The sequence below is a fragment of the Bradyrhizobium sp. LTSP849 genome, from assembly GCF_000938255.1.
In the GTDB taxonomy this organism is placed as follows: Bacteria; Pseudomonadota; Alphaproteobacteria; order Rhizobiales; family Xanthobacteraceae; genus Bradyrhizobium.
The window spans coordinates 147,583-171,999 of the sequence record NZ_JYMR01000005.1 but is presented as its reverse complement, the minus strand read 5'-3'; the positions used below and the strand labels follow the sequence as shown (position 1 = coordinate 171,999).

Annotated in this window: 22 protein-coding genes; 11 read left to right on the top strand and 11 right to left on the bottom strand. The window is 64.1% G+C overall.

The features are described from left to right. Nucleotides 1-44 precede the first annotated feature (44 nt). The 5 genes from UB31_RS05240 to UB31_RS05220 form a co-directional block, all read right to left on the bottom strand. Nucleotides 45-1,331 carry a DUF445 domain-containing protein gene (locus UB31_RS05240; RefSeq protein ID WP_045010063.1) on the bottom strand — a complete coding sequence of 429 codons (1,287 nt, stop codon included), beginning with the start codon at nucleotides 1,329-1,331 and terminating at the stop codon, nucleotides 45-47. 161 nt (nucleotides 1,332-1,492) lie between these two features. Next, on the bottom strand, nucleotides 1,493-1,948 hold the full coding sequence (locus tag UB31_RS05235) for a phasin (RefSeq protein ID WP_045008963.1): 456 nt from the start codon (nucleotides 1,946-1,948) through the stop codon (nucleotides 1,493-1,495). Nucleotides 1,949-2,179: 231 nt separating this feature from the next. Continuing rightward, nucleotides 2,180-2,773 carry a GNAT family N-acetyltransferase gene (locus UB31_RS05230; protein ID WP_045010062.1) on the bottom strand — a complete coding sequence of 198 codons (594 nt, stop codon included), beginning with the start codon at nucleotides 2,771-2,773 and terminating at the stop codon, nucleotides 2,180-2,182. After that, on the bottom strand, nucleotides 2,770-3,852 hold the full coding sequence (locus tag UB31_RS05225) for an alpha/beta fold hydrolase (protein ID WP_045008961.1): 1,083 nt from the start codon (nucleotides 3,850-3,852) through the stop codon (nucleotides 2,770-2,772). The genes UB31_RS05230 and UB31_RS05225 overlap by 4 nt, the downstream gene beginning before the upstream one ends. Then, a complete protein-coding gene (locus UB31_RS05220; protein WP_045008960.1) occupies nucleotides 3,849-4,229 on the bottom strand; it encodes a hypothetical protein in 381 nt (126 codons plus the stop codon). Before UB31_RS05220 ends, UB31_RS05225 begins: the two co-directional genes overlap by 4 nt. Before the next feature lie 151 nt (nucleotides 4,230-4,380). On the opposite strand from UB31_RS05220, the gene UB31_RS05215 reads away from it, so the two are divergent. Together UB31_RS05215 and UB31_RS05210 are read left to right on the top strand one after the other, a co-directional pair. Next, on the top strand, nucleotides 4,381-5,301 hold the full coding sequence (locus tag UB31_RS05215; RefSeq protein ID WP_045010061.1) for an alpha/beta fold hydrolase: 921 nt from the start codon (nucleotides 4,381-4,383) through the stop codon (nucleotides 5,299-5,301). Between the two features lie 125 nt (nucleotides 5,302-5,426). Next, complete coding sequence (locus UB31_RS05210) at nucleotides 5,427-5,891, top strand: nuclear transport factor 2 family protein (protein ID WP_045010060.1); 465 nt, start codon at nucleotides 5,427-5,429, stop codon at nucleotides 5,889-5,891. Between the two features lie 137 nt (nucleotides 5,892-6,028). Here the strand turns inward: UB31_RS05210 and UB31_RS05205 are convergent, their stop codons facing one another. The 6 genes from UB31_RS05205 to UB31_RS05180 are packed head-to-tail and all read right to left on the bottom strand — an operon-like array spanning nucleotide 6,029 to nucleotide 13,664. Then, on the bottom strand, nucleotides 6,029-6,703 hold the full coding sequence (locus tag UB31_RS05205; protein ID WP_045008957.1) for a spermidine synthase: 675 nt from the start codon (nucleotides 6,701-6,703) through the stop codon (nucleotides 6,029-6,031). 30 nt (nucleotides 6,704-6,733) lie between these two features. Then, nucleotides 6,734-9,970 (bottom strand): bifunctional cytochrome P450/NADPH--P450 reductase, encoded by a 3,237-nt coding sequence (locus UB31_RS05200; RefSeq protein WP_045010059.1) that lies wholly within the window; start codon nucleotides 9,968-9,970, stop codon nucleotides 6,734-6,736. A gap of 34 nt (nucleotides 9,971-10,004) precedes the next feature. Then, nucleotides 10,005-11,000 (bottom strand): alpha/beta fold hydrolase, encoded by a 996-nt coding sequence (locus UB31_RS05195; RefSeq protein ID WP_045010186.1) that lies wholly within the window; start codon nucleotides 10,998-11,000, stop codon nucleotides 10,005-10,007. A gap of 9 nt (nucleotides 11,001-11,009) precedes the next feature. After that, nucleotides 11,010-12,560, bottom strand: a complete 1,551-nt coding sequence (locus UB31_RS05190) for a wax ester/triacylglycerol synthase family O-acyltransferase (RefSeq protein ID WP_045008955.1) — start codon at nucleotides 12,558-12,560, stop codon at nucleotides 11,010-11,012. Nucleotides 12,561-12,606: 46 nt separating this feature from the next. Next, entirely contained in the window at nucleotides 12,607-13,407 is an 801-nt protein-coding gene (locus UB31_RS05185; protein ID WP_045008954.1) for a lipase family protein, read from the bottom strand. Further along, the gene (locus UB31_RS05180; RefSeq protein ID WP_045008953.1) at nucleotides 13,407-13,664 is read right to left on the bottom strand and encodes a DUF6489 family protein; all 258 of its coding nucleotides are present in this window, start codon (nucleotides 13,662-13,664) and stop codon (nucleotides 13,407-13,409) included. The genes UB31_RS05185 and UB31_RS05180 overlap by 1 nt, the downstream gene beginning before the upstream one ends. Nucleotides 13,665-14,049: 385 nt before the next feature. Here UB31_RS05180 and UB31_RS05175 point away from each other — a divergent pair, with 385 nt between their 5' ends. The 9 genes from UB31_RS05175 to UB31_RS05135 all read left to right on the top strand — a co-directional run bounded on the left by UB31_RS05175 (nucleotide 14,050) and on the right by UB31_RS05135 (nucleotide 24,404). Beyond that, a complete protein-coding gene (locus UB31_RS05175) occupies nucleotides 14,050-15,651 on the top strand; it encodes an ABC transporter substrate-binding protein (RefSeq protein ID WP_045008952.1) in 1,602 nt (533 codons plus the stop codon). A gap of 116 nt (nucleotides 15,652-15,767) precedes the next feature. Further along, nucleotides 15,768-16,748: an ABC transporter permease gene (locus tag UB31_RS05170; RefSeq protein ID WP_045008951.1), complete on the top strand. Its 981-nt coding sequence runs from the start codon at nucleotides 15,768-15,770 to the stop codon at nucleotides 16,746-16,748. 1 nt (nucleotide 16,749) lies between these two features. Then, entirely contained in the window at nucleotides 16,750-17,718 is a 969-nt protein-coding gene (locus UB31_RS05165) for an ABC transporter permease (protein ID WP_045008950.1), read from the top strand. A gap of 13 nt (nucleotides 17,719-17,731) precedes the next feature. Next, a complete protein-coding gene (locus UB31_RS05160) occupies nucleotides 17,732-18,718 on the top strand; it encodes an ABC transporter ATP-binding protein (protein WP_045008949.1) in 987 nt (328 codons plus the stop codon). Then, nucleotides 18,715-19,704: an ABC transporter ATP-binding protein gene (locus tag UB31_RS05155; protein ID WP_045010058.1), complete on the top strand. Its 990-nt coding sequence runs from the start codon at nucleotides 18,715-18,717 to the stop codon at nucleotides 19,702-19,704. The genes UB31_RS05160 and UB31_RS05155 overlap by 4 nt, the downstream gene beginning before the upstream one ends. Before the next feature lie 87 nt (nucleotides 19,705-19,791). Continuing rightward, entirely contained in the window at nucleotides 19,792-21,597 is a 1,806-nt protein-coding gene (locus UB31_RS05150; protein WP_045010057.1) for a gamma-glutamyltransferase family protein, read from the top strand. A 10-nt stretch (nucleotides 21,598-21,607) separates the two neighbouring features. Beyond that, a complete protein-coding gene (locus UB31_RS05145) occupies nucleotides 21,608-22,318 on the top strand; it encodes a DUF1028 domain-containing protein (protein WP_045010056.1) in 711 nt (236 codons plus the stop codon). Beyond that, complete coding sequence (locus UB31_RS05140) at nucleotides 22,315-23,304, top strand: ABC transporter ATP-binding protein (RefSeq protein WP_045010055.1); 990 nt, start codon at nucleotides 22,315-22,317, stop codon at nucleotides 23,302-23,304. The genes UB31_RS05145 and UB31_RS05140 overlap by 4 nt, the downstream gene beginning before the upstream one ends. Further along, complete coding sequence (locus UB31_RS05135) at nucleotides 23,304-24,404, top strand: ABC transporter ATP-binding protein (RefSeq protein ID WP_045010054.1); 1,101 nt, start codon at nucleotides 23,304-23,306, stop codon at nucleotides 24,402-24,404. Before UB31_RS05140 ends, UB31_RS05135 begins: the two co-directional genes overlap by 1 nt. The last annotated feature ends 13 nt before the right edge of the window (nucleotides 24,405-24,417 follow it).

Below are 24,417 nucleotides of genomic sequence, written 5' to 3'. Positions count from 1 at the left end.
CACAATAGGCCCAGGCATTAATGCTAACGGCCGTGACGCAAAAGTCACAACAAACGAAGCAGGAATTCTACGGAGTAAAGCGCGAGACCGGCGAGACCGCCGATCAGCGAGCCGTTGAAACGGATGTATTGCAGGTCGCGGCCGATGTTGATTTCGATCAGCGAAATCAGCTGCGTCATATTCCACGATTTCACCTGGTCGGAGATGAAGGTGGAAACGCCGCTCTTCTGGTCGGCGACGAAGCTGCGCAGCACCGTCACCAGACCCTTGTTGATCTCGCCGCGCAGCTCGGCATCGCCGGCGAGCGCTTCGCCGGCGGCAACGCACATGCCGGCAAGATGATGCTGCAACACCTGCGTCTCGCCGCTTGCGCTGCGCTCGATAAAGGACCGCGCGTTGGCCCAGACAGTGCGGGCGAGATCGGCAAGCTCGGGCCGCGCCAGGAGATCGCGCTTCAGCCCGTCGATGCGATCGATGTAAGCCTGGTCGGAGCCGAGCCGGTCGACGAAGGTCAGCAGCATGCGGTCGAACTCACCGCGGAACGGATGTTTTGGATCGCCGCGCACTTCATCGAAGAAGGCGGTGGCAGACGCCACGATCTTGTTCACCAGGAACTTGTCGGCGCGGTAGAGCCTGAGAAGGGTCGGCAATTCCGCGCGCACCTTCTCGCGGATCATCGCCATGGTTTCCTTCTGATTCAGCGTCTCGTGCATCACGCGCAGGAGATCGTCGAACAGGATCTGGTGCCGCCCCTCGGCCACGAAACCGCGCAGCGTGCCGGCGGCGAGCGGCGCAAGATCGATCGCCTGGAGCTGCGAGGACATGCGGCGGATGATGAAAGTCATCAGACCGGAGTTTTCCGTCGCCGAGAACGCCTCAGGCAATAAGCGCAGCGCAAAGCGCGCGAGATCATCGCTGCGTTTGCGGTCGCGCAGCCAGTCGGCGACGAAGGAGCCGAAATCGATCTCATTCAGCTTGGCCTCGACAGGACCTGCCTCGAGGAAGTGCACCTGGATGAATTCGCCAAGCTTGTCGGCGATGCGGGCCTGGTTGCTCTGGATAATCGCGGTATGCGGGATCGGCAGGCCGAGCGGCCGCTTGAACAGCGCGACCACGGCATACCAATCCGCGAGCCCGCCGATGGTCGCGGCTTCCGCGAAGGCGGCGATGAAGCCGAACACGGGGTGCACGTTCAGCAGCAACTTCGCGACGACGAACAGTGCGAGCGTCGAAGCCAGCACCAGCGTCGCCAGCGCTTTCACGCGGCGCAACTCGGCCGCGCGTTCGGCGTCACCGGGAGTGTCGAAGGAGAAGCTGGCGGGTGGAGTCATGACTGCATCACAATACTCCGTCATTGCAAGCGAAGCGAAGCAATCCAGACCGCCTCCGCGGAAAGACCCTGGATCGCTTCGCGCGCAATGATGGACGCAGCGCAAAAAACAAGGCCCGCCGAAGCGGGCCTTAAAATTCAGTTTTTCACTCAAGCGCCGGATCAGGCGGTCTTGGTGTAGACCTTGGCAAAGTTGTCCTGAGCGGACTTCGCACCGTTGGCGGCGAGCTTGCCGAGATAGTCGGTGGTCGCCTTGGCACGCGAGACGAAGGCTTCGCCGCGAGCGCGGAGCAGGCCGGACTGGATCTCGACGGCTTCGCTGAACGACTTGGCGGACGCGAGCTTGTCGATGCTCGAGAAGAATGCCTCGGCGTCCTCATAGATCGCCTGCTGGATGTTGCGGCTGATCTTGCCGGCCTCGGCGACGGATTCGGTCACCGCGCTCTCGACGGCGGCGGTCACCCGCTCGGAGCCGGCGAAAGCCTCGGCAGCGCGGTCCTTGGCGGTGCTGGCGGACTTCTTGACGAACTCGCGAGCAGCCTCGGGAACTTCCAGGTTCTGGATGTTCTTGAACGCGTCCTTGAAGCCTTCGAAAGCGGTGTTGGTTTCGGTGGTCATTGGGGTCTCTCCATCCTCATTGGGTTGAGCTATGGGCTCACCCCGTCCTGTTTGGCCCGGGGCACGACTTATATGGCATAGTTAATTGTGCGATGCAATATTCATATTGCACTGCGATATCACGAGGCCGTGAATAGCCTTAATGGAAGGCAATATGGCGCCTCCCTAGCCATTAAAGTTCCCGGAGGTCTTCAATGCTGGCCGGCGCTTCTCTAATGCTGGACGGCACTCTTAGTGCTGGACGGCGCCTGGCAGCCCGTAGGCCTCCATCTGGGCCTGGACCTGCGCGATGTTGTGGCCGAGCACGACGATGTCGTGGGTCTTGCCGCCGACGTCCCGGACATGATCCCGCAGCAGCGCCTCAGCCTTGAAGCCAAGGCTCTCGAACAGGGCGATCGCCGCCTGCTGATCGACTGTCATCTGCACGGAGAGCTTCTCGAGGCCCGCCCCCAGTGCGAGCGCAAAGGTCTCCTGCGACAGCGCCTTCCCTACCCCCTTTCCGCGGACGTCGGGCGAGACCACCATGCGGATCTCGCCGACATGGGGCGACCAGGAATGCGGATCGCGCACCAGCGTGCCGCAGCCGACCACCTTGCCATCCCTCACCGCGAGCAGGCTCGTGATCGCGCCGCGCTCGATCTCCTTGACCCAGGCGGAGAGCACCTTTGGCTCGCTGATGTTGCGCGGCAGGAACAACAGGTCGTGGGTCGGCAGGCCCTTGCCGAAGACCAGCACCGCGGCTTCGTCGGCAGGCGACATCAGGCGGATCTCAATGTCGCCGGCTTCGGTCTTGACGTGACGCGGATAGGCACGCTGTTCACTCATGTCGATCTTGTCCCCAGCCAGGAATCCAGTTTCGGCCACAGCCGCTTCACCGCGTTGGCACCGGCGACCAGCGAGACGTGACCGCCCTTGAGCATCACCTCTTCCTTGTCGACAGACCCGATCTTCGTGATCAGATGCTTTGCGGCCTCATAGGGCACGATGTGATCGTGCTCGGCGACCGCGTGCAGGAATGGCACCTTGATGTTCTCGAGCTTCGCCGCACGGCCGCCGACCGACATGGTGTCGTTGTAGAGCTTGTTGTCCCACATCAGATCCTTGGTGATGGTGCGGAAATACTCGCCGGCCAGCGGCAGCGTGTCGGTCGCCCAGCGGTCGAACATCCGGTACGACTTCACGAACTCGTCGTTCCAGATGTTCTCCCAGAGCTGGATCTGGCTCACCGTGCGCGAGGCCGGGCGCAGCATCTCGAAGGACGACAGGATCATTTCCGGCGGCACGTTGCCGACGCTGTCGACCAGACGGTCGACGTCGAAATAGCGCCGGTCCGAGAAGTTGGAGAACAGCTTCATCTCGCGGAAATCGACCGGCGTGGTGAAGCAGATCAAATTCTTCATCGGACCATCCGGGAAGATCGAGCCATAGAGCAGCGACAGCACGCCGCCGAAGCAATAGCCGATGACGGAGACGTCCTGCTCGCCGGAATCCTGCTGCACGCGACGGACGCAATCGGGGATGAAGTCGAGGACATAGTCCTCCATCCGCAGGCTCTTCTCCTCCGGCCGCGGCGCGCTCCAGTCGAGCATATAGACGTCGTAGCCGCGCTTGAGCAGGAACTCGATGAAGCTCTGGCCGGGCACGAGATCGAGGATATAGCCGCGGTTGGTGGTCGCCATCACGACCAGGACCGGCACGCGATAGATCTCGTCGGACATCGGCCGGTAGTGATAGAGGCTCATCGTGCCGCGCGAGTGCAGCACGTCCTTCGGCGTCGAGCCGAGCGTCGGACCGGAGGTCGAGAAATATTCGACGCCCTTGATGCTGCGCTGGATGGCGCGCTGCACCTCCGACTGGATGCGCTCCGGGATGGCCGCGAAATCAAGTCCCGTCGGCGCGTTCATTTTTGCTCTCCGCCTTCGGAGGGCGGACGTTTTGTGCGCGGCGGCCGCGGCGCGGCACCGATCTGCGCACCGCCCGAGTTGGCCGACATCTGGCTCAGCATCGACTTGATCTCGCCGATCTGGCCTTCCATCGCTTGCAGCCGCTCGGCGATGCCGGTCATCTGCTCGCGGCTCGGCAGGTTCATGGAGAGCAGGTATTTCTCCATGAGATCGCCGAACTGCTTCTGAGCACCCGCAGCAACGCCACCGGCGCGGTTCACGGCCTGCGAGAATTCGGGCGTCTCCATGGCTTTGGTGGCAAAGGAGTTGAAGCCCTTCTCCATTTCGCCAACCATCTTCTGCCACAAGGCGACCGGATCAGTGATCTTGTCGGTCATCAGCGTCCTCCCAATGTGGAGGGCTTGTGCCCTTCTTTTCCGCCATACCACACCGTTGCGAGGTGCCGGTCAACCGGTGTCGCGCAGACGGCTTCTTCGCGGAACAAAACCGTGCAATACAGCAGATCAAAGAATTCGAGGGAACGGGCCCGTGAACACCTCCGCCCATCAGCCGCCCCAGACTGTCCGCGCCAACGGCATCGACATTTGCTACGAGATCTTCGGCAACGATAATGCCGAGCCTCTGCTGCTGATCATGGGGCTCGCGGCGCAGATGATCCACTGGGACGATGGGTTCTGCGAGCAACTCGCTGCGCGCGGCTTTCGCGTGATCCGCTTCGACAATCGCGATATCGGCAAGTCCAGCCATCTGACCGGCGGCAAGCGCCTAACGCCGCTCGAGCTGTTGAAGCTGCGGTTTCTGAAGATCCCGGTCGCGGCGACCTACAAGCTGATCGACATGGCGAAAGACACGGTCAGCCTGATGGACGCGCTCGGCATCAAGTCCGCACACCTCGTCGGCGCGTCCATGGGCGGCATGATCGCGCAGGAAGTAACCCTGTCGTTTCCACAGCGCGTGCGTTCGCTGACCTCGATCATGTCGACAACGGGCAATCCCCGCCTGCCGCCGCCGAGCCGAGAAGCGGTCGCGGTGCTGATGGCGCCGCCGCCGCGCAGCAAGGAAGAGTACATCGCACGCTTCTGCCGAAACTGGACGGTGCTGCGCGCCGGCTCTTTCCCCGAAGAGGAAGCACTCGATCCCGGCCGGGCCGAACGCACATTTGCGCGCGGCCTCAATCCGGCCGGCGTCGGCCGCCAGATGCGCGCTGTGCTCGCGTCCGGCAGCCGCAAGGAACGGCTGCACGCCGTCAAGACACCGTCACTCGTGATCCACGGCACCGTCGATCCACTGGTACCGCCCGAAGGCGGTAAGGACACGGCCGCCTCGATCCCGGGCGCAAAGCTCTTGATGATTGACGGCATGGGCCACGCACTGCCAGCACGGTTCTGGCCTCAAATCATCGACGCCATCGACAAGCATGCGCATGGCGCGGCGGCAAAGGCGGCGTAGCGCGAGGCGACTGGTTTCCTCGCGGTGACCATGTGAGCTGCCCGTTACTATCTTACGGCCGGCCGGCGCGGACGCTATATCAACGCTCCGCAATCACAAGCAGGCTATGGCCTCTCGGAGTAATCATGGATTTCATCTTCCGGTCGGGCGCGATGATCGCCGCCTCGGCTCTTTTTGTGCTCTCCGCTCACGTCAGCGCCAGTGCCGGCGACACGCAAGAGGAGGCCAACCGCAAGACCGTGCTTGCCTTCTACGAAAAGGGCCTCAATCAGAAGGATGCCGACGCAGCGCTCGCCTATGTCGGCGATCGCTATGTTCAGCACAACCCGAACGCACCCGATGGTCCCGACGGCTTTCGTAAATTCATCGGCTTTCTCCGTGAAAAATTTCCGAACTCGCACAGCGAGATCAAGCGCTCTTTCGTGGACGGCGACTATGTCATTCTCCACGTTCACGCGGTTCGCGAAGCCGGTACAAAAGGCAGTGCGATCGTCGACATCTTCAAGCTGGAGAACGGCAAGATCGTCGAGCACTGGGACGTGGTCCAGCCGATCACCGACAATCCGGCGAACAACAACACGATGTTCTAGCGCGTAGGGTGGGCAAAGGCGCGCTCTTCGCGCGCCGTGCCCACCATCCATCCGCAACGATGATGAAAAGGGTGGGCACGCTTCGCTTTGCCCACCCTACAAGTCCGATCCTGTGGAGCGCAGCGCAGAAACGCCGCCTAACTCTTCCTCGCCATCCAGATCACATGGCGCGCGCCACCGCCTCTTCCGGTGGCGCGGATATTGACTTCGTTGACCTCGAAGCCCGCGGTACGAAGATGTCGTGAGAATTTCGGATGCGGCCCGGACGACCAGACCGCGAGCACGCCGCCTCGCCGCAGCGCAGTGTGAGCTATCCTTAAGCCCGCAGCATCGTACAAGGCGTCGTTGGCCTTGCGGGTGAGTCCTTCCGGACCATTATCGACATCAAGCAGGATGGCATCAAACCTGAGCGGATGTCTCTCGATCAACTGCGCGACATCCATCTCGCGGATCTCGACTCGGGGGTCATTGAGACTGTCGCCGAAAATTTCAGCCATCGGACCTCGTGCCCACGCCACCACGGCCGGGACCAGTTCCGCCACAACGATCTCGGCCTTGTCTCCGAGCACGGCCAGCGCCGCACGCAGCGTGAAGCCCATGCCCAACCCGCCGATGAGGACGACCGGCTTCTTGACCTTCTCGATCTGCTTCGCCGCGAGCGTTGCGAGCGCGGCTTCCGAACCCGACAGACGGTTGTTCATCAGCTCGTTGGTGCCGAGCTTGATGGAGAACTCCTTGCCGCGCCGCATCAGGCGGAGTTCCTCGTCGGAGCCGGGGATTTTGGCGGTGTCGATCTTTTCCCAGGGAATCATCCGAGAGCTTTAGCACGATTGGGCCGGCGGTCACCCGCCCGCCCAGACGTCGAGCACATAGCGATTCTTCGCGCCCAACTCCTCGATCCACCGCGCGCCGGCGGCCGCATCGCTGCCGCTCTTGTCGCGATGGATTGCGACGAGTGCGGCCTTCACGTCGGGCTCCATCTTGCCGCCATCGCCGCAGACATAAATGATGGCACCCTGCTCGATCAGCGGCCAGACCTTGTCCTTCTGCGCGGCAAGGAGGTGCTGCACATAGGTCTTCGGTCCATCCGCGCGCGAGAACGCGGTGAAGAGTTCGGTGATGCCGCTGGCGGCCAACGCCTTCAACTCATCCGCATAGAGATAGTCCTGGTCGGGATGGCGGCAGCCGAAGAACAACATGGCCGGACCGAGGGCCGCACCCTTCGCCTTGCGCGCTGCGCGCTCCTGGAGGAAGCCGCGGAATGGCGCGAGCCCTGTGCCCGGCCCAATCATGATGATCGGCACGGATGAATCGTCCGGCAGGCGGAAGCCAGCCTTGGTCTCGCGCACGGTGGCGTAGACCGTATCGCCCGCACGGCGATCGCTGAGATAGTTCGAACAGATGCCCTTGTAGAGGCCACGACCGGATGCGGCCGGCCCGCCAACCACGCCGACGGTGACGCTGCAACGCCCGGGGTCCACCGACGGCGAAGACGAGATCGAGTAATAGCGCGGCGCGAGCAGCGAGAGCATTTCCAGATAGACGTGGAACGGCAGCTCGCAGGCAGGATGTTCCGACAGCAGATCGAACACCGATTTGCGCTTGGCCAGGATCTCGACGCGGTAGCGCTCCCCTGCCTCGGCATCGTCACCGACGAAGGCCAGCAGCTTCGGCTTGGTCACCGGGCAGCGCGTATGCTCCGCCATGATCTGGATCTGCTTTCGCGTCGTGACCTGCTGAAGCTCGACGAAATCGGTCAGCAACTGGCCGACCGAGACGCTATCGCCGACCGGCAGTTGCGCGCGACGCCCCTCGGCGACCTGCAATCTGATCTGGTCGGCCGGCAGGAAGCCGAAGCGGCGCGCGACGGCGTCGACCAGCGCCGGATCGTTGCGCGGCACCACGCTGAGATGGTCGCCGACGCGGTAGCTCGCGCCTTGCGGCAACTGCACCTCGATGTGCCGTGTAGAGCGCTCGGATGGATTTGGCCCGCTCTTGGTCTGAAGCTCGTCGTTGACGAGCACCTTCATCGCGACGGCGCCACCGAGCGCCGCGATCGCATTGACCGCGCCCGGCGCCACCGGCTCGACCTTGTAGAGCGGCTGGTCGTCGGTGCTGCGGCTGAAGTCCGAGGTGAGGCCCCACTCCTTCATGGCCGCAGGGGCGGCGGCCGCGAACCATTTCTCGAACTGGCCGTCGAGATCGCTCCGCGCATCACCCTCGCCGCGCGCATAGAGGCTGCGCGCGCCGCGGGCCGCAAGCTGCTCATCGACGAAGCGCGGCACGGACTGATAGGTCGCGGCCCAGTCGCTGTTGCCGCATCCGAACACGGCGTAGCGCACCTTGGCGAGCCCGTCCTTCGATACATCGCCATGGAGCCATTTGACGAATTCCGTGGCGTTGTCCGGCGGCGCACCATTGTAGGAGGCGCAGAAAATCAGCACGCCGCCCTCTTCCGGCAGCTTGCCGGCATAGTCATCGAGCGGCGCGAGCTTGGTGGCAAAGCCATTCACTTCCGCAAGATCTGCAACGCGGGTTGCCAGCTCTTCCGCCGTGCCGAGATTGGAACCGTAGAGCACGAGCAGCGGGGTGTTGTGTCCGGGCCGCGTGGTGGCGCGCGGCGCGGTGGTGACGGCAGTCGTTGCCGCCACCGCAGGCCCGCCATAGGCACCCCGTTCGCGATCGGCGCGCGGACGAACCTTGATCCTAAAGCCTTCCGGCTTCATCGTCAGCGTCTCCTTCAGATGCATCTGGTAGCGCTGATGGTCGATCAGCCTGAAGCGCTGAAGGATCATGCCGAGCGCGAGCGCCGCCTCGTGCATGGCGAAGCCACGGCCAATGCAGGCGCGCTGGCCGTTGCCGAACGGCTTCCAGGCATTGACCGGCCGCTTGGCCTCCGCCTCGCGGCTGAAATTCTCGGGATCGAAGGCGTCCGGATTCGGCCCCCAGACGCTGGGGTCGCGATGCAGCGCCGTCACCAGGATCGTGATGAAGGTGCCCTTCCTGAGCTTGTACTTGCCGCCGCCGATAGTTTCGTCCTTGAGCGGCGAGATACCGTAGGCCGGCGCCGGCGGCCACAGCCGCAGCGCCTCTTTCAGGATCTGCGTGATGTAGGTGAGCTGCGTCACCTGCTGATAGGTCGGCCTGACATCGACGTCGGGGCCGAATACACGGTCGACCTCGTCATAGGCCTTTTTCAAGATATCCGGGTGCTTGAGCAGCGCACAGAGCGTGGTGGACAAAAGGCCACTGGTGGTCTCGTGGCCGGCAATCAGGAAGGTGTTGATCTGGTAGCGGATGTTGACGTCGTCGAGCTGCTCGCCGGTCGAGCGATCGACGCCGGTCATCATCGCGGCGAGCATATCCTTCTTGTCGTCGACGGCCTCCACGCCCTTGCGGCGCTCGGCGATGATCTCGTCGACCATCCTGTTCATGAAGTCGACGTCCTCGCCCATAGTCTTGCGCCGCTTCTGCATCCAGAGTTGCTCGAACGGCAGGCCGCGGGTCATCATGATGGTTTCGAGCGAGCGCACCAGCGACTCGACGAAAGGATGGTAGTCGCGGCGGTAGAACGAGTTGAAGCGATAGTCGAAGCCGCACAGGCCGATCGTATCAAGCGTCAGCGCCGTCATATCGTGGACGACGTCGATCTCGTCGTCGGCATTGAGGCGATCCCATTTCTTGACGAGCTGCTCGGCGATGTCGACCATGCTCGGGTGGTAGGATTGCATGGCGCGGTTGCCGAAGGGCTGGAGCAGGATGTTGTGCGCCTTGCTCCAGTTCGGCTCGCGGGTATCGGCCGTGAACAGGCCATCGCCGCCGACCGCGCGCACACGCCGCAACGCGCCGCGCACGGCCTTGTCGAAACGCTTCTCGTCGGAGAGCTCGTCAACGAGGTCGTGGCCGGAGACGACCACGATCGGCGAGCCCATCATGTCGAGCCAGAAGATCGGGCCGAGCTCCTTGGCAAGCCGCGTCAGGTGCTGAACGGGAGCCGCCGAATCCAGCGACAGCATGTTGCCGACCACCGGCTTGGTCGGCGGCTGCGGAATCGGGTCCAGTCGGTTCTTGGATGACATTTAAAAGCGCTTCCCCCTGCCTTGGTCGTTAACGCTAGCCAAACCGCCTTCTACGCCATTCGATCAGCTTGGCGCTGACCTCTTCCGGCTTCTCCTGCTGCGTCCAATGGCCGCTGTCCTTCACCAGGTACTTCTCCAGATCGGCTATGAGCTTCTCCATGCCGTCGGCCGCCGACGGCGGCAGCACCGCGTCGTTCTCTGCCATGATCATCAGCGACGGCACATGGATGTGGTGGTCCAGCCCCTTCGACCGTTCCCAGTTGCGGGTGAAGTTGCGATACCAATTGATGCCGCCGGTGAAGCCGGTTGTCGTAAAGGTATCGACAAAGACCTTCTTCTCGTCGGCCGACAGGATCGGCGTGCGCGGATCGTGTCTTGCATCATAGGCGGCGACCATCTGCGGGAAAGCCAGGTTCGTCTTCGACGAGGCACCGACGCCCGCAACCGGCGGCTCAGTGGTCTTCGCCTCCGGCCGGGCAAGCGGCTTGCGCATGAAAGCGTCAAAGGTCTGCTCGACGCGGCTGCCAAAAATTCTGTCGGGTTCGCGCGCGGGATTCTGAAACTGGACGATATACATCTGGTCGCCGAAGCGCTGGCGGAACAGCGCGATCGGATCCATCGGCGCGCGGTCCCAATGCGGTGTGTTGACCCCGACCACGCCGGCAACGCGCGTGGGATGGCGCAGCGGCATCTGCCAGACGACGAATCCGCCCCAGTCGTGGCCGACGAAGATCGCCTTGTCGATGTTCAGATGATCGAGCAGACCGACGAGATCGCCGGTCAAATGTTCCATGTCATAGGCCTCGACCGGCTCGGGCCGATCGGTCGCGCCATAGCCGCGCTGGTCCGGCGCGATCACCCGGATGCCGGCTTCGCTCAGAGCCTTGATCTGGTGGCGCCAGGAGAAGGCCAGCTCGGGCCAGCCGTGACACAGCACGATCGGCGGCTTGTCGGTGACCGGGCCCGCCTCGTAATAGCCCATGCGGATTCCGTTCGTCTGCGCGAACTTGAGCGGCGGCATTTCAATCATCATAAAATCCTACTCGGCGGCGCCCTTGATGTCGGCCGCCGGTGGCGTATAGGCCGCCTCCAACGCGGCAAACTCCGCCGGCAGCATGTCGCACATCACCTGCACATGCGGAATGACGTTGGCGCCGACGATGAAGCCGAAATCGAGCTGGTCGCGATAGCTCTGCACGGTGATATTGAGCGCCTGCCCATGCGTCGCGATCGACACCGGGAAGATGTGCAGCAGCTCCGCGCCGGCGGCGTAGAGCGTCTGCCGCGGCCCCGGCACGTTCGACACCGTGATGTTCGCAGCCGGCGGCAGCACGTCCGACAGGTCGGAGCGGCTGTAGAGCAGCGCCAGGATCTGGACGATGATCGGCGTACCCAGCATCGAGATGTTGGAAACCTGCGGCATCAGCGCCCGCAGCGGATGCGACATCTCCTTGGACTTGGTCGATTGCGCGATGATGGCTTCGAGCCGCGCCTTGGGGTCCTCGATGTTGGTCGCGATCGAGCAGATCATCCCGAACACCTGGTTGTTGGCCTCGGTGTTGCCCTCCTCGCGCAGCGAGATCGGCACGGCAGCGGTCAGCGATTTTGCCGGCAGCGTACTGTATTGCTTGAGATAGCGCCGGACCACACCGGAGGCGAGCGCCAGCACCACGTCGTTGAGCTTGCCGCCGGCCTGCTTGGCCAGCGCCTTGGATCGCGACAGCGAGATCGACACGCCGGCAAAGCTGCGCTCCGAGGAAATCGACTTGTTGAGCATGGTCGGCGGCGACATCATGCTGGCGAGGCTCTCGCGCGACTTCGGATCGGAAATCTTGCCGAGCACGTCGGAGACGCTTTTGACCATGGTCGGGATATTGCCGGCAAAGCGGACCGCGCTCTCGATCTGGTACATCGCATTGTCGAACAGAATCGAGCCGATGTCGCTCTTGCCGGTTCGCGGCAGTTGCAGGTTCTTGGCGGCGGCCGACGCATCGAGCGGCTGGGTGAAGAGCTGCTGGTATGAATCGAGCAGGGTCGCGGCGATATCGCGCGGCTCCTGTCCGGGCTTCACGCCGCCCGTCGGCGGATCGACCTTCCGCGGGACCGGCGAGATGTCGTAGATCATGTTGGTCAAGGCAGCACCGGCGCCGCCGTCGATGGCGGCATGGTGCATCTTGGAATAGAGACCGACCTCGTTGTCCTTCATGCCTTCGAACACGTAGAACTCCCAGAGCGGGCGAGCGCGGTTCAGAAGCTTGGCGTGCATCCAGCCGACGATGCGCTCGAGCGTAGCGCGGTCGCGCGGTGCCGGCAGGCTGGCGCGGAAGATGTGGCGGTCAATGTCGAATTGGTCGTCTTCGACCCAGGAGGGATGGTCGATGTCGAGCGGCGCTTTCTCCAGGCGTGCTTTCAGGATCGGCGCGATATGCAGGCGCGAGACGATCATCGCCTTGAAGTCTTCGAAGAAGTCACCCTTGTAGTCGTCGGGCAGGCGGAAGATCGCCATGCTCCCGACATGCATCGGCATTTCCGGCGTTTCCAGATAGAGAAATGATGCGTCCAGCGACGACAGCTTCTTACCGTCAGCCATAGTTCCCTCCCGAATATTTGACGGGCGCCTTGGTTGGCGCTTCTCGTCAGGTCGATATTGCCCGTTCCGGCGGGGCATATGCAATGGCAAACGGCCCTGCCCGGTCAAATGGCCAGAACTCCCCCTCCGGTTGTGCCAGGCGATCCGCCACGGCCCACAACGCAGCCGGGTTCACCCCGAGCCCGATATGGCTCGCCAGGTGCACCTCGATGTTCTCGGCACGATCCGAGGGGCGCAGCAGGCAGGTCCGCCAGTTCACGACGCCGTCGGTGCGCGAATAGATCGACGTCGCCGGCACTGGAAGATCGCCGGCGATCGCTTCACGCGCTTCCGCAAAATCCTCGACGCGCTCGCCGGACAACATCTCGTAGAGCGCGGTCGCATTGGTTGCCCGCACATCGTTGGCGAAGGGGCTGCCGAGCGTAACGACATTGCGGACCATGTCGGGCGCCTGAAGCGCGAGATCGCGCGCATAGACACCGCCGAGGCTCCATCCGACCAGACTGACCTTGCGTCCGCTCGCGGCATGGATTTCCGTGAGACGGGCGCGCAGGGCTTCCCGCATCCGGCCCAGCCCACCGAGATTGCGGCCCATCCGCCAGGCTTGCGCCTCATAGCCGAGTGCGCCGAGATAGCGTCGCATCGGCGCCATCGAGAGGTCGCTGGCGAGAAAGCCCGGCAGCGCCAGCACCGGATGGCCGTCGCCTTTGGGCGCGCGCATCAGGACAGGCGACAGCAAAAGGCTGGCGTTGAATTCGAACACGCTGCGCGCTTCCGCAAGCAGCAGACCAAGGCCCGGCGGACGTAGCCGGCCTGACGCCTGCGACCCGTCCGGCTCGGACGGCATTATTTCTTCTTGTCGGCGCCGCGCGGGCTGCCGAGCCCCGCCATGGTGACGAACATGTCCTGAAACCGCTCGGCGAGCTTTGGATCGAAGGTGAACCAGCTTTGGATCAGCGATTCCGGCGAGACCTTGTCGATGTTGCTCAACACCTGCTGCTGTAGCTTGTCCATCACCGCCGTCTGCATCGGAGCCAGGTCGGGCAATCCGATGAACTGGCGGGCCTCAAGGGGGGTGCAGTCGATTTCGATGTTAACTTTCATGTCCCCTCCAGATGAGATTCGAGCGGCGCGGCACAGTATCGCCGCGACATGGTATGCGACGCAAGCGACCTGAGACGGACGGCCGGACAATGGCTCCTGCAATCGCCGGATATGGTCAATCAAATCGCGCCCACGAACACGCTCGCCTGGCGGCCGGTGAGGCAATTTCCGCTCCTGTTCCGGAATCTCGCAGGTCGAAAGTCGAATGGCGCCCACGCGCCTCTCGTCCCACAAATTGTTGGTCAGCATTGCTGCACAGCGGTGCAACTTGGCGCGTTCCTTGCTGGAATGGCGCTTGCACGGGTCGAGAACTCTGGGCAACATGGATCGATCGGCCCCGCCGAACAATAAAAATGACGGTGCGGGCGAGTGAAGAGGGTCAAGAATGTCAGTCGGACGAAGTCTGTTTGCGGCGACGCTCGCCGGTGTGCTTGCGATGGCGGTCTCGCCGGCGTCGAGCCAGACGCTGCGCTACGCCAACCAGGGTGAGCTGAAGTCGCTCGACCCCTACACACTGAACGAGTCGACCACCAGTGCGCATCTCGGTCATGTCTATGAGGGCTTGGTCGCCCGCGACAAGGACCTGAAGATCATCCCGGGGCTTGCCGAGAGCTGGGAGACACCGGAGCCGACACGTTGGCGCTTTCACCTGCGCAAGGACGTGAAATTCCACAATGGCGACCCCTTCACCGCTGACGACGTCGTGTTCTCGGCCGAGCGCGTGCGGGCGAAAGGCTCGAATTTCCAGAGCCGCGTTCCCGCCGACGCCAAGGCGGTCAAGATCGACGATTACACCGTCGATTTCGTCCTGACCTCGCCCAATCCCATCCTGACGGCGCTCTGGGCGACCTGGTACATCATGGACAAGAAATGGGCAGAGGCGAACGATGCGGTGGCGCCGACACCGGCCGCCGCCACGACCCCGAGCTACGCCTCGCTCCATGAAAACGGCACCGGCCCCTTCATGATCGAGAGCCATCAGCCGGGCGTGAAGACCGTCTTCAAGGCCAATCCGAACTGGTGGCGCAAGCCGGAACATAATCTGAAGGAGATCATCTTCACGCCGATCGCATCCCCGGCCACGCGTGTCGCGGCCCTGCTGTCGGGCGAGGTCGACGTGATCGAGCCGGTTCCGGTCCAGGATATTCAACGTGTCAATTCGAGCCCCAATGCCACCGTGCTGACGGGACCCGAACTCCGCACCATCTTCGTCGGCATGGATCAGCAGCGCGACGAGCTGTTGTACTCCAACGTCAAGGGCAAGAACCCATTCAAGGACGTTCGCGTCCGCGAGGCCGTCTACCGGGCGATCGACATCGAGCTGATCAAGAACCGCGTCATGCGCGGCCTCTCGACACCGTCCGCGCTGATGGTTGCGCCGGAGCTCTATTCGCTGTCGAAGGACTTCACCCGGCCGAAGTTCGACCCCGACGCCGCCAAGAAGCTCCTGGCGGACGCCGGCTATCCCGAGGGTTTCGAAGTCACGATGGACTGCCCGAACGATCGCTACGTCAATGACGCCGCGATCTGTCAGGCCGTCGTCGGAATGCTCGCCCGTATCGGCATCAAAGTGGAGCTGCTGGCGCAACCCAAGGCGCTGTATTTCGCCAAGGTGCTGAAGCCCGGCGGCTACAAAACTTCGCTGTTCATGCTCGGCTGGACCCCGGATACACTCGACGCCCATAACGTGCTGCACGACATCATGGGCTGCCGGGACGATCCCAAGGATCCGAACCGCGGCGAGGCCAATCTCGCCGGCTATTGCAACAAGCAGTTCGACGAGATCGCCGACAAGGTCCTCGTGGAATCCGATCCGGCCAAGCGCGATCAGCTGATCAAGCAGGCCTGGGACATCTCGATCAAGGACTGGGCCTATGTCCCGCTGCATCAGCAAGCGCTCGCTTGGGGCGTGTCGAAGAAGGTGAAACTGACTCAGCGCGCGGACAACCAGGTCCTGCTCTATTGGGCGACCAAGCAGGACGAGTAGGTGTCGACGAGTTGTGAAGTCCCGGAAGCCTCGGCTTCCGGGACTTGCTGTTTAAGGATTTGCCGTTTCGGGCGAACGCGATGATGCGCGCCCCTGAAGATATGTGAAAGGAACAGATGCTCGCTTTCACACTGCGCCGGGCCATCCAGGCCATCGGTGTCATGATCGCCGTCGGAATCATCTCGTTCTCGATGTTCCGCTTCGCCGGCGATCCAGTGAACCAGATGGTCGGGATGGATACGTCGGGCGCCGAACGCGCCGCAATCCGCAAGTCGCTCGGCCTCGACGATCCCGTGATCGTGCAGTTCGGCCACTACCTCGGCAACGCCGCGCAGTTCAAGTTCGGCATCTCCTACCAGTTCCGTCTGCCCGTCAGCAATCTCCTGATGGAGCGGATGCCGGCAACGCTGGAGCTCGCCATCTGCGCCACCATCTTCGCGATGGTCAGCGGCATCCTGATGGGGGTCTATTCGGCGCTTCGCCGTGACAGCTGGCTCGCGCATGTATTCCAGGCCGTCTCGCTGATCGGCATCTCGCTGCCGACCTTCCTGATCGGGATCCTCATGATCTACCTGTTCTCGGTGACACTCGGCTGGCTGCCCTCGTTCGGGCGGGGCGATGTGGTGCATATCGGCTGGTGGACGACTGGGCTCCTGACTTGGTCAGGGTTGAAAGCGCTGATCATGCCCTCGATCACGCTCGGCCTGTTCCAGATGACTCTGATCATGCGGCTCGTCCGCGCGGAGATGCTCGAGGTCATGCGGACCGACTATATCCGCTTCGCCCGCGCCCGCGGGCTCACCACACGGGCGATCCATTTCGGCCACGCGCTGCGCAACACGCTGGTTCCCGTGATTACTGTGGCGGGCCTGCAATTTGGCTCGGTCATTGCTTTCGCAATCATCACCGAGACCGTATTCCAGTGGCCGGGCATGGGGCTGCTGTTCGTGCAGGCCGTTCAGAACGTCGATATCCCGATCATGGCGGCCTATCTGATGATGGTGTCCCTGATCTTCGTCACCATCAATCTCGTGGTTGATATCCTCTACACCATCGTCGATCCGCGGCTGCGCTCGACGGTCAGCGGGGCGCACTGAGATGAGCGAAGCCGTCGTCCCGCACAAGGTCGAAGACCGCGGCTCGCGCGCCGCTCCACCGGGCTGGTTCAAACGCGCGCTCGACAGCGACCTGTTCTATTCCTTCCGCCGCTCCAAAATCACCATGATCGCGGCTGCGGTGACGCTGCTGTTCTTCCTGATCGCGATCTTCGCCTCGGTGTTGTCGGTACAAAATCCGTTCGATCCGGCGCAGCTCCAGCTGATGAATTCGCGCATCTCCCCGCTCTGGACCGCCGACGGCCAGAGCCCGTTTCTGCTCGGCACCGACGAGCAGGGCCGCGACGTGCTGTCGGCTATCCTCTACGGCCTGCGCATCTCGCTGCTTGTCGGCGTCCTCGGCGTCGTCTTGTCTGGCGCGCTCGGCATCATGCTTGGGTTGACGGCCGGCTATTTCGGCGGCGCCGTCGACGGGCTGATCATGCGTATCGCCGACGTGCAGCTTTCCTTTCCAGCCATCCTGATTGCGCTCTTGATCAACGGCATCGCCAAATCGGTCTTCGGCAACAAGCTCGACGAGATGAGCATGTTGGCGGTCCTGGTCTTCGCCATCGGGCTGAGTTTTTGGGTGCAGTACGCGCGCACGGTGCGTGGTTCGGTGCTGGTCGAGAAGAACAAGGATTACGTCGCAGCCGCGCAATTGATCGGCCTGCCCGCCCCCGTGATCATGCTGCGCCACGTGCTGCCGAACACGATGGGGCCAATCCTCGTGATCGCTACCATCAACCTCGCGCTCGCGATCATCACCGAGGCGACGCTATCCTTCCTCGGCTCGGGCATGCCCGAGACCATGCCCTCGCTCGGCACGCTGATCCGCATCGGCAACGGCTATCTGTTCGCAGGCGAATGGTGGATCGTCGCATTCCCCGGAATCGCGCTCGCGGCCCTGATCCTGTCGATCAACCTGCTTGGCGATTGGCTGCGCGACGCGCTCAACCCGAAACTCCGATGAGTATCCAGCGTTCATGACCGAACCCGTTCTCTCCGTCCGCAATCTTCAGGTCGAGTTCGCCTCGCGCCGCGGCACACTGCGCGCCATCGACGGCGTCTCCTTCGACATCGCCAAGGGCGAGGTGCTCGGCGTAGTCGGTGAATCCGGCGCCGGCAAATCCGTCACCGGGCTCGCGGTGATCGGCCTGATCGATCCGCCCGGCCGCATCTCCGGCGGCGAGATCCGCCTGTCGGGTCTGCGCATCGACAATCTGCCGCCGGAGGAGATGCGCCGCGTCCGCGGCAAGCGCATCGGCATGATCTTCCAGGATCCCCTCACCTCGCTCAATCCGCTGTACAAGATCGGTGACCAGATCGTGGAGACGATCAGAACCCACCTGAACCTCTCCGAAACCGCCGCGCGCCGCCGCGCCATCGACCTTCTTGCCGAAGTCGGCATCCCCGCGCCCGAAAAGCGCATCGACGGCTATCCCCACGAATTCTCCGGCGGCATGCGCCAGCGCGTGGTGATTGCGCTGGCGATCTGCGCCGAGCCCGAGCTGATCATCGCGGACGAGCCGACCACCGCGCTCGACGTCTCCGTGCAGGCGCAGATCATCACGCTGATCAAGCGGCTCGGCCGCGACCACGGCACTGCAGTGATGCTGGTGACCCACGACATGGGCGTGATCGCCGAGACCTCCGACCGCGTCGCGGTGATGTATGCCGGCCGCGTCGCCGAGATCGGACCGGTGCAGGACGTCGTCAAGAACCCGCTGCACCCCTATGCGAAGGGATTAATGGGCGCCATCCCAACGCTTGCAGGTGAGGACAAGCGGCTGGTGCAAATCCCGGGCTCCATGCCGCGCCTGTCGGCAATCCCGCGCGGCTGCTCGTTCAATCCGCGCTGTGCCTCCGCGTTCGATCGTTGCCGTGTCGACCGGCCCGAGCCGCAGCCGCGCGGCGCGCAATCGGTCGCCTGCCATCTCTATGACGGCGTGCCGGCGGAGAGCGCGGCATGAGCGCGCCCTTCGTCGAGGCCAAGAACCTGCGCCGCGTCTTCGACGTCTCGAAGCCATGGCTCAACCGCGTGCTCGAAGGCGGCCAGCTCGAATACCTCAAGGCGGTCGACACCGTCACCTTCGACATCAGGAAGGGCGAGACTTTTGCGCTGGTCGGCGAATCCGGTTCGGGCAAGACCACAGTGGCGCGGATGGTCGTCGGCCTGCTGCCGCCAAGCTCCGGCAGCGTATTGATTGACGGCGTTTCGATGACCGACCCGCGGCAGGCCCAAGCGCGCCGAAAACTACGCCGCCGCATCCAGATGATCTTCCAGGATCCCTATGCGAGCCTGAACCCGCATTTCCGCGTCGACGCCATCATCGCCGAGCCGATCCGTGCCTTCGACCTGATCCAGGGCGAGCGCGACATCCGGGCCCGCGTCGGCGAACTGCTCAGCCTCGTCGGCCTGCATCCCGACGACCGGTTGAAGTTTCCGCATGAATTCTCCGGCGGCCAGCGCCAGCGCATCGCGATTGCGCGGGCGCTTGCCTCCGACGCCGAATTCATCGTCTGCGACGAGCCGACCTCGGCGCTCGACGTCTCCGTGCAGGCGCAGATCCTCAATCTGATGCGCGACCTCCAGGACAAGTTCGGCCTGACCTACATGTTCATCAGCCACAACCTCGCCGTGGTCCGCCACATGGCGAGCCGTGTCGGCGTGATGTATCTCGGCCGCATTGTCGAGATCGCGGAAGGACGCGAGCTGTTCTCCCATCCGCGTATGCCCTACACCAAGATGCTGCTAGGCGCCGTGCCAGATCTGGCCATGAGTGGCCGCCAGCGCATTCCGGTGAAGGGCGAGATTCCGAACCCGATCAACCCACCGCCCGGCTGCGCCTTCAATCCGCGTTGCCCGCTGGCGTTCGATCTCTGCCGCAAGGAGGCTCCGGAACTGATTGACGGCGTCGCCTGCCACGCGGTTAACACCGCGCCGGTCCCGGCGTGACGCGCGCGTGCCATGCGGCCCACGCATTGGCAGCCAGGCATTGCCTGTGATCAATTGCGCGCGCGACAAATAAGGTAGCGAATTTCCATGGCCAGCAAAGTCAATCCCGATCCCTTCACGACGCGCCCCGAAATCGAAGGCACGTTCGGCGTGGTCGCCACCACGCACTGGATCGCGACCGCCGTCGGCATGGCCACGCTGGAAAAAGGCGGCAATGCCTTCGACGCCGGCGTCGCCACCGCCTTCACGCTCCAGGTGGTCGAGCCGCACCTCAACGGCCCCGGCGGCGATGTTCCCATCATCGTCCATGACGTCAAGCGCGGTCGCACCGAGGTGATCTGCGGCCAGGGCCCGGCGCCGGCGCGCGCCACCATCGCCCACTACAGGAGCGAAGGCCTCGACATGGTGCCCGGCACCGGCCTGCTCGCGGCCTGCGTCCCTGGTACATTCGAATCCTGGATGATGCTGCTGCGCGACTACGGTACGCTGCGCCTGCGCGACGTGCTGGAGCCCGCGATCTCCTATGCGCGCGACGGCCATCCGCTGGTCGAGCGTGCCTGCGCGACGATCCAGACCGTCGAGCAACTGTTCCGCAAGCACTGGCCGACCTCGGCCGCAGTCTACCTGCCGAATGGCGAAGTGCCGCGGCCCGGCACGCTCTTCACCAACAAGACGCTGGCGGCGACCTACGCTCGTATCCTGAGCGAGGCCGAGAGCGGCGGCGGCGGCCGCGATGCCGAGATCGAGCGCGCGCGGAAGGCCTGGTCGCACGGTTTCGTCGCCGAAGCGATCGACAAGTTCTGCCGCACTCAGGAGGTGATGGACGTCAGCGGCTCGCCGCATCGCGGCGTGCTCTCTGCCGACGACATGGCGCGCTGGCAACCGACCATCGAAGCGCCGCTCACCTACGATTATGGCCGCTACACCGTCTGCAAGGCGGGCGTCTGGAGCCAGGGCCCGGTGACGTTGCAGCAGCTCGCTTTGCTGAAGGGCTTTGCGCTCGACGGGCTCGACCCGACCGGGCCTGAGTTCATCCATCTCCAGATCGAATGCGCCAAGCTCGCCTTCGCCGATCGCGAGAAATTCTACGGCGATCCCAAATTCAGCGAGATCCCGATCGCGACGTTGCTGTCGGATGCTTACAACGACGAACGCCGCAAGCTCGTCACCGACAAGGCCTCGCTCGATCTCCGGCCCGGCGCGATCGAGGGCTTTGGCGGCGTGGTCAAGCTGCGCCGCGCCGAAGGCCAGCGCGAGGCCGTTGGCGCGCTCGGTGCCGGTGAACCGACGGTGGGCCGCTTCGGCGAAGTACGCGGCGACACCGTGCATTTCGACATCATCGACAAGGCCGGCAACATGATCTCGTCGACACCGTCCGGCGGCTGGTTGCAATCCTCGCCTGTCATTCCCGAGCTCGGCTTCTGCCTCGGCAGCCGCGCGCAGATGTTCGATCTGGAGGAGAACCAACCGAGCTCGCTCGCGCCCGGCAAGCGGCCGCGCACCACGCTGTCGCCGACCATGGCGCTGCGCGACGGCGAGCCGTACCTCGCCTGGGGTTCGCCCGGCGGCGACCAGCAGGATCAGTGGATCACGCAATTCTTCCTGCGCCACGTCCACTGCAACCTCAATCTCCAGGAGGCGATCGACGCGCCGGCCTGGCATTCCGAGCATTTCCCGATCTCGTTCTGGCCGCGCACCTCGCGCCCCGGCGTGCTCGTGATCGAGAACCGCGTGCCGGAGGCGACGATCGAGAACCTTCGCGAGCGCGGGCATATCGTCGAGGTCGGACCGGACTGGTCCGAAGGCCGCCTCACCGCGGCCTCGCGTGTCGGCGTGCGCCGCCGTGCCGCCGCCAATCCGCGCGGCATGCAGGGCTACGCCGCGGGGCGCTGATGGACAACATATGACCTGGTCGATCATCGCCCGCGATCCTGCCACCGGCCAGTTCGGCATCGCCGTTGCGACCCGCTTCTTCGCCGTCGGAGCACGCGTGCCTTACATCGCCGCTGGCCTCGGCGCGATCGCCACGCAAGCCTTCGTCAATCCCTATTACGGCATCGACGGCATCAAGCTGTTGCGCGAGGGCCTCAACGCGCACGACGTGCTCGCCACACTGCTCGCGACCGACGACGGGCGCGAAAACCGGCAGATCCACATCATGGATGCAAATGGCGCGATCGCAGCGCATACGGGCCGCGATTGCGTCGACTGGTGCGGGCACATCGCAGGCAGCGGCTTCTCGATCGCCGGCAATATGCTCGCAGGCTCGGACGTCCTCGACGAGACGGCAAAGACCTACCTCGCCAATGACAGCCTGCCCTTCCCGCGCCGCCTGCTCGCGGCCATGCGCGCCGGCGAAGCCGCCGGCGGCGACAAGCGCGGCAAGCAGTCGGCGGCGCTCCTGATCCACGGCGAGGAGGAGTGGCCCGCGCTGGACGTTCGCGCCGATGATCATCCCGATCCGCTCGGCGAACTCGAGCGGCTCGAGCGGGTCAGTCACGAGCTCTGGGTGCACTTCCGCGGCTCGCTTCCGACGCGGCGCAATCCCGCCGGCAATACCGATCGCGGCGTCATCGACGCCAGCATCGCCGCGGCGCGTGCAAGGCAGTCATGAGCGCTAGCCCCCTCATCGAGATCAGGGATCTCCGCATTCGCTTCCACGGCGATGACGGCCGCATCACGCATGCGGTCGACAGCGTCGATCTCAGCGTCGCCAATGGCGCAACGCTCGGGCTCGTTGGCGAATCCGGTTGCGGCAAGAGCGTGACGTCACTCGCGATCATGGGATTGCTGCCGAAGCAGAGCGCGGAAATATCCGGCGCAATCCGCTTCGACGGTTTCGACCTGTTGAAGACGTCGGACCAGACGCTGCGCGACTTGCGCGGCAACCGCCTGGCAATGATCTTCCAGGAACCGATGACGTCGCTCAATCCGAGCCTCACCATCGGCGACCAGATCACCGAGACGATCCTGCGTCACCGCGGCGGCTCCCGGCGCAGCGCGCGGGACCGTGCGATCGACCTGCTGCGCCGCGTTCACATTCCCTCGCCCGAGCGGCGGATCGACGAATATCCGCACAAGCTCTCCGGCGGCATGCGCCAGCGTGTGATGATCGCGATGGCGCTCGCCTGCGACCCACGCCTCCTGATCGCCGACGAACCGACCACCGCGCTCGACGTCACCTTGCAGGCGCAGATACTGGAGCTGATGCGGGAATTGAAGGCGGCGAGCGGTGCCGCCATCATCCTGATCACCCACGATCTCGGCGTGGTTGCCGAGGTCTGCGACGAAGTCGCTGTGATGTACGCGGGCGAAATCGTCGAGCGCGCGCCTGTGGATGAATTGTTCTCCATGCCGCAGCATCCCTATACGGTCGGCCTGCTCGGATCGATCCCACGGCTCGACCATCGCGCCGATCAGCTCGCGACGATCGAGGGCATGGTCCCGAACATGATGCAGCCGCCCGCCGGCTGCCGCTTCGCCGCGCGCTGCCCGTTCGTGCTGGACGCCTGCACCAAGGCGCCGCCGCCGCTCGTGGAAGTCAGCCCCGGCCACCTCTCGCGCTGCATCCGCGCGCCGCTCGAACTTCTGGTGTCGTGATGGCGCTGCTCGAGGTCGAAGGCCTAGTCAAGCATTTCGTCGCCGAGCGCTCGATCTTCGGTCGCGCGCTCGCACATGTCAAAGCAGTCGATGGCGTCTCCTTCTCGCTCGACGCCGGCAAGACGCTGGCGCTGGTCGGCGAATCCGGCTGCGGCAAATCCACCGTCAGCCGCCTGGTGCTACGGTTGATCGAGCCGGATGCAGGCGCAATCCGCTTCGAAGGCCGCGACCTTCTCGCTCTCGACGCCGCCGCGCTGCGCGGCTTCCGCCGCGAGGCGCAGATTATCTTCCAGGATCCCTACGCTTCGCTCAATCCGCGCATGACCGTCGGCCAGATCCTGACCGAGCCGCTGGCGCTGCACAATCTCGTGCCGCCTGCCCGGCGACGCGAGCGCGTCGAGGAGATATTGCGGCTGGTTGGGCTGGAGCCGCGGCTGGCGCGGCGCTATCCGCACGAATTCTCCGGCGGCCAGCGCCAGCGCATCGCAATTGCCCGCGCGCTCGCGGTCGAGCCGAAGCTGATTATCTGCGACGAGCCGGTCTCCGCGCTCGACGTCTCGATCCGCTCGCAAATCCTCAACCTGCTGCGCGAGCTTCAGGACCGGCTCGGCCTCGCCTACATTTTCGTCTCGCATGATCTGGCCGTGGTCAAGCACATCGCCGACCACGTCGCGGTGATGAATCTCGGCCAGATCGTCGAGACGGCGGAAGCGGATGCGCTTTTCGCCGCCCCGCGCCACCCCTATAGCCGCGCGCTGCTGTCCGCGATCCCGGTGCCTAAACCACGGGCAAAGCGCAGCCGGATTGTGCTTCAGGGCGAGATCCCCAGCGCGCTGAACCCGCCGCCGGGATGCCGCTTCCACACCCGCTGCCCCTACGTCGTCGACCGCTGCCGCAGCGAAATGCCACAGCTCGTGCCGGATGGCATCGGACATGCAACGGCCTGCCACCGAACATCGGAACTGCCGTCGTCCGAGGCGATCGTCCCAATGGACGGCGGCTTCTCGCCGGTCCTTGAAAAATTGGTCGCCGCCTTCAGCGGCAGCCTGGAAGCAGCGAGCGGCGGCGGGGTTAGTTCATTGAGGCCCGACCCGGTCTAGCCGTCAAACAGAG

Coding starts and splice junctions, on each gene's coding strand:
- UB31_RS05225 (WP_045008961.1), bottom strand. CDS start 3,852: ATGAACGCGCCGACGGGACTTGATTTCGCGGCCATCCCGGAGCGCATC.
- UB31_RS05150 (WP_045010057.1), top strand. CDS start 19,792: ATGGCCAGCAAAGTCAATCCCGATCCCTTCACGACGCGCCCCGAAATC.
- UB31_RS05205 (WP_045008957.1), bottom strand. CDS start 6,703: ATGATTCCCTGGGAAAAGATCGACACCGCCAAAATCCCCGGCTCCGAC.
- UB31_RS05165 (WP_045008950.1), top strand. CDS start 16,750: ATGAGCGAAGCCGTCGTCCCGCACAAGGTCGAAGACCGCGGCTCGCGC.
- UB31_RS05180 (WP_045008953.1), bottom strand. CDS start 13,664: ATGAAAGTTAACATCGAAATCGACTGCACCCCCCTTGAGGCCCGCCAG.
- UB31_RS05220 (WP_045008960.1), bottom strand. CDS start 4,229: ATGACCGACAAGATCACTGATCCGGTCGCCTTGTGGCAGAAGATGGTT.
- UB31_RS05230 (WP_045010062.1), bottom strand. CDS start 2,773: ATGAGTGAACAGCGTGCCTATCCGCGTCACGTCAAGACCGAAGCCGGC.
- UB31_RS05190 (WP_045008955.1), bottom strand. CDS start 12,560: ATGGCTGACGGTAAGAAGCTGTCGTCGCTGGACGCATCATTTCTCTAT.
- UB31_RS05185 (WP_045008954.1), bottom strand. CDS start 13,407: ATGCCGTCCGAGCCGGACGGGTCGCAGGCGTCAGGCCGGCTACGTCCG.
- UB31_RS05145 (WP_045010056.1), top strand. CDS start 21,608: ATGACCTGGTCGATCATCGCCCGCGATCCTGCCACCGGCCAGTTCGGC.
- UB31_RS05195 (WP_045010186.1), bottom strand. CDS start 11,000: ATGATTGAAATGCCGCCGCTCAAGTTCGCGCAGACGAACGGAATCCGC.
- UB31_RS05140 (WP_045010055.1), top strand. CDS start 22,315: ATGAGCGCTAGCCCCCTCATCGAGATCAGGGATCTCCGCATTCGCTTC.
- UB31_RS05235 (WP_045008963.1), bottom strand. CDS start 1,948: ATGACCACCGAAACCAACACCGCTTTCGAAGGCTTCAAGGACGCGTTC.
- UB31_RS05160 (WP_045008949.1), top strand. CDS start 17,732: ATGACCGAACCCGTTCTCTCCGTCCGCAATCTTCAGGTCGAGTTCGCC.
- UB31_RS05175 (WP_045008952.1), top strand. CDS start 14,050: ATGTCAGTCGGACGAAGTCTGTTTGCGGCGACGCTCGCCGGTGTGCTT.
- UB31_RS05200 (WP_045010059.1), bottom strand. CDS start 9,970: ATGTCATCCAAGAACCGACTGGACCCGATTCCGCAGCCGCCGACCAAG.
- UB31_RS05135 (WP_045010054.1), top strand. CDS start 23,304: ATGGCGCTGCTCGAGGTCGAAGGCCTAGTCAAGCATTTCGTCGCCGAG.
- UB31_RS05240 (WP_045010063.1), bottom strand. CDS start 1,331: ATGACTCCACCCGCCAGCTTCTCCTTCGACACTCCCGGTGACGCCGAA.
- UB31_RS05170 (WP_045008951.1), top strand. CDS start 15,768: ATGCTCGCTTTCACACTGCGCCGGGCCATCCAGGCCATCGGTGTCATG.
- UB31_RS05210 (WP_045010060.1), top strand. CDS start 5,427: ATGGATTTCATCTTCCGGTCGGGCGCGATGATCGCCGCCTCGGCTCTT.
- UB31_RS05155 (WP_045010058.1), top strand. CDS start 18,715: ATGAGCGCGCCCTTCGTCGAGGCCAAGAACCTGCGCCGCGTCTTCGAC.